The 3,008-nt window shown below is 66.9% G+C and carries 2 protein-coding genes and 2 pseudogenes; 1 reads left to right on the top strand and 3 read right to left on the bottom strand.

Annotated features, from left to right (window positions below; genetic code table 11):
- Positions 1 to 344 precede the first annotated feature (344 nt).
- A pseudogene (locus ACTWPW_RS63640) lies at positions 345 to 635 on the bottom strand (IS982 family transposase); the annotation flags it as partial.
- Positions 636 to 729: 94 nt separating this feature from the next.
- Between ACTWPW_RS63640 and ACTWPW_RS63635 the strand changes: the two are divergent.
- A pseudogene (locus tag ACTWPW_RS63635) lies at positions 730 to 1,101 on the top strand (leucine zipper domain-containing protein); the annotation flags it as partial.
- A 294-nt stretch (positions 1,102 to 1,395) separates the two neighbouring features.
- Here ACTWPW_RS63635 and ACTWPW_RS63630 read toward each other — a convergent pair.
- Both ACTWPW_RS63630 and ACTWPW_RS63625 read right to left on the bottom strand, forming a co-directional pair.
- Entirely contained in the window at positions 1,396 to 1,734 is a 339-nt protein-coding gene (locus ACTWPW_RS63630; RefSeq protein WP_443174950.1) for a VOC family protein, read from the bottom strand.
- A 308-nt stretch (positions 1,735 to 2,042) separates the two neighbouring features.
- Positions 2,043 to 2,276 carry a hypothetical protein gene (locus ACTWPW_RS63625; protein WP_443174949.1) on the bottom strand — a complete coding sequence of 78 codons (234 nt, stop codon included), beginning with the start codon at positions 2,274 to 2,276 and terminating at the stop codon, positions 2,043 to 2,045.
- Positions 2,277 to 3,008: the final 732 nt, after the last annotated feature.

Below are 3,008 nucleotides of genomic sequence, written 5' to 3'. Positions count from 1 at the left end.
CGGTAGAAGCCGGTCCCGCAATCAAACAGCCCAGCCACGAACACCCAGCTCAGCCGGTCACTATGTTCGAGCTACACCCAGTCCAGCTCGGCGATCTGACGCTGGAGCTCGAACCGATCCAGCCGCACCGCGGTGCGCTCCCGACGTCCTGGGCGGTGTCGCAGTGGTAGCCGTGGCCGCGCGAGAAACAACGGTGGCTACCTTTGTGCTGGCCACAGTATCGGTGGCAAGCCTCGGCGCCGCTCTGACCTGGCCTGCCCACTTGCTGCCTGCCGGATATGGGGTGGCGTACGCGACGGCGCTCGTGCTGTCTAGATGGATGAGTCCAAGGGGGACGGCCGGAGTTAGTGGTCGTAGACGGTCAGCGACCGGTTGATCGGCTGGTCGGTCTTGTCGTTGTGCCAGATGACCGCGGTCAGGGCCAGGATTTTGATGAAGATCCGGACAGTGACGCCGGCCGTGGTGCGGCCTCCGTGTCGTTCGAGGTCAAGGTGGCCCTTGAAGGTCTGGTTGATCGATTCGATGGTCTGGCGCAACGGCTTGAACAGCTGTGCTCCGGCGCGTTCGTCCTCGCCGGCGCGGGCCGGGCGCAACAGCCTCACTCCGCCCTCGGCCAGCTCGCGTTCGAAGGCCCTAGGTGGAGTGAGCACAGAGGTTAGGTACGGGGAGGACACGGACTGGATGATCTCGTGAATGGGTGAAGGCCTTCGGTTTGGTGTGGAGTGCGACATCCCCACGCCCGCCAGAAAGGCTCTCACGCCCCACCGTAACGCGCCGCTGACCGAACTCGGGCGTCTGCGCCTGGCCCGCTGTGTCGTCGAGGACGGCTGGCCGCTGCGCCGCGCCGCCGAACGCTTCCAGGTCGCCGTCACCACCGCCCGGCGCTGGGCACAGCGCTACCGCCAGCTCGGCGAGGCCGGCATGCGCGAGCGCTCCAGCCGGCCGCACCGCAGCCCGCGCCGCACACCCACCCGCACGCAGCGGCACATCATCAAGATCCGCCTGCTGCGCCGGTGGGGACCTGTCCGCATCGCCTACCTGCTCGGCCTGCACCCCTCAACCGTGCACCGCGTCCTGACCTGCTACCGGCTCGCCCGCCTGGCCCACCGCCACCGGCTGGCCGATCCGCCTGCTGCGAGCACCCCGCACCCGGCGACTGATTCCCGGACAGGTCGCGGCCGGCGAAAGCGCGCTGCGCGCCCTTCGGTTCAACTAGACAAGAGGCAGCGGGCCCTCTTCGCACAGATCGCGATGAGCTTGTCAACGCCAGTGTCGCCCTCGGTGCCGGATGGTGAAGTGGATCAACTCCGGCCCACGGGCTCAGGGCTCAGCTTCTTGCCCTGTCTCAGCAGGCCTGATGTCGGTGAAGGGACCTGGCGTCCAGAAGGTCGTGCACTATTGGTTGACCGCGAAGGTGTTCCCATCAGGATCCTTGAACCAGGCGACCTTCTTGCCATCGCCGGCATCGTGTATCCCCTTGTCCCCGGTCTCGTTCGCAGAATCGCCGTACCGCTCGAATTCCACGCCGTTGGAGTTGAGTTCATCGACCACCCGCTCTAGGTCATCCACCGCGAAGTGGGCCACCGTGGCGGTGGCCTTGCCGGCGTGGGCGCGCGACTCATAGACGTACAGCCAGGTTCCGGCCCCGCAGGGATAGGCCCGGCCACCATCGGGCAGGACTACGCCATCAGAAAGTCCAAGCTTCCCTTCATAGAACTCGATAGCGCACGCCATGTCCGAGACTGGGATCACGGCGCTCGCCTGATAGTGCCTCAAGCTCATAAGGTCATCTTCCTTCCGGTGAGAACTAGATCTTGTTCACGGCGGTCGACTCGAGGCCTGGCCGGAGCACCCGGCCCTTGGGTAGTGGTGGGCACCCCCTTGCGGGGTGTTCTCATAGGGGACGTCGAAGCTGCGGAGCCAATCTCGACATCGCGGGGTCATGGCGCATGCCCCTTGGCCCACACCACGTTGGGGAGCGTCGGCGACCAGTTCGGGCACGACCCGGGGTGGATGGGTGGCCTGCCTGCGCCGGTCCCGGCCTACCTCGCCATGTTCGCGCATCCGACGTCAGATATATATGCCTCGTCGAGCAGCGCGAAGTAGGCCGTGGCCGGGGAGGCGTCGACGAAGTGTTCGTTCAGCACCGCGCGGACCTGGTCACGCGCCGCCTGCGGCAACGCAGCGGGGTGCGGCTTGCGCCGCCGGGCCGGCCGCAGCGACGCCGGGCTCTGGCGGTGGTGGCGGTACCAGGTGGCCTGCGCCACCCCTGCCACGGCACTCGCGCGGCGGCGGCCGAGCAATGGCAGCCAGTTCCTCGATCGCCTCCGCCTGGGCGGCCTGCAGCATCCCGGTCACTGCTCGCCCCGACCCGGTGGCGTCTGGCTGCTGGTGGCGAGGTGATCCAGCAGCGCGAAGAGCTGTCGCTGCACCTCGATGACCAGGTGGGCCTGGCCGAGTTCGGTTCGCAGCCGCGCAAGCTCCGCCTGCAGCTTCTCGATTTGCTTGTCGAGCGGGTCGGCCGACCGGGCGGGCGCGCCAGAGTCTGCTCGACGCCGCGATCCCGCGCGGTGCGTCAGCCGAGATCAGGGACGAGTATGGGCCCTCCTGGCGCAGCAGCGCGCCGTTGTCAGCCTTGTCGAGGCGGTCGTACTCCTCCAGGATCCGGGTCTTGGAAGCGGCGGGTATGAACGCGGACGCCCGCGTTCGCGCACCTGAGGGTCAGAGACCTCCGGATCCGGCTTGCTTGCTCCCCACGAAGGGATGTCTCATTCCCCGCTCTCAGCACAAAGTTTCATACCCGTTTATCGCCTCTGTCCATTTGGCAGGGGGCAGGGACCGCTGGCTGGCCGCCCCCGGGCACAACGCGGACGGGGGCTCGCCCAAGGCCAGGTAGTTAAGGTCGTCGTGGTGCTGTCAAGCGCGCGAGTTCTCAGGACGTGGGAACGGAGATCCAGTAGAACGGTGATCTTCCACAATCAGCCGTCGAAAAACTGGATCTCCGTTGA

This window comes from Nonomuraea sp. KM90 (genome assembly GCF_052246675.1).
Taxonomy (GTDB): Bacteria; Actinomycetota; Actinomycetes; order Streptosporangiales; family Streptosporangiaceae; genus Nonomuraea.
This window is presented reverse-complemented; position numbering and strand designations above follow the sequence as displayed.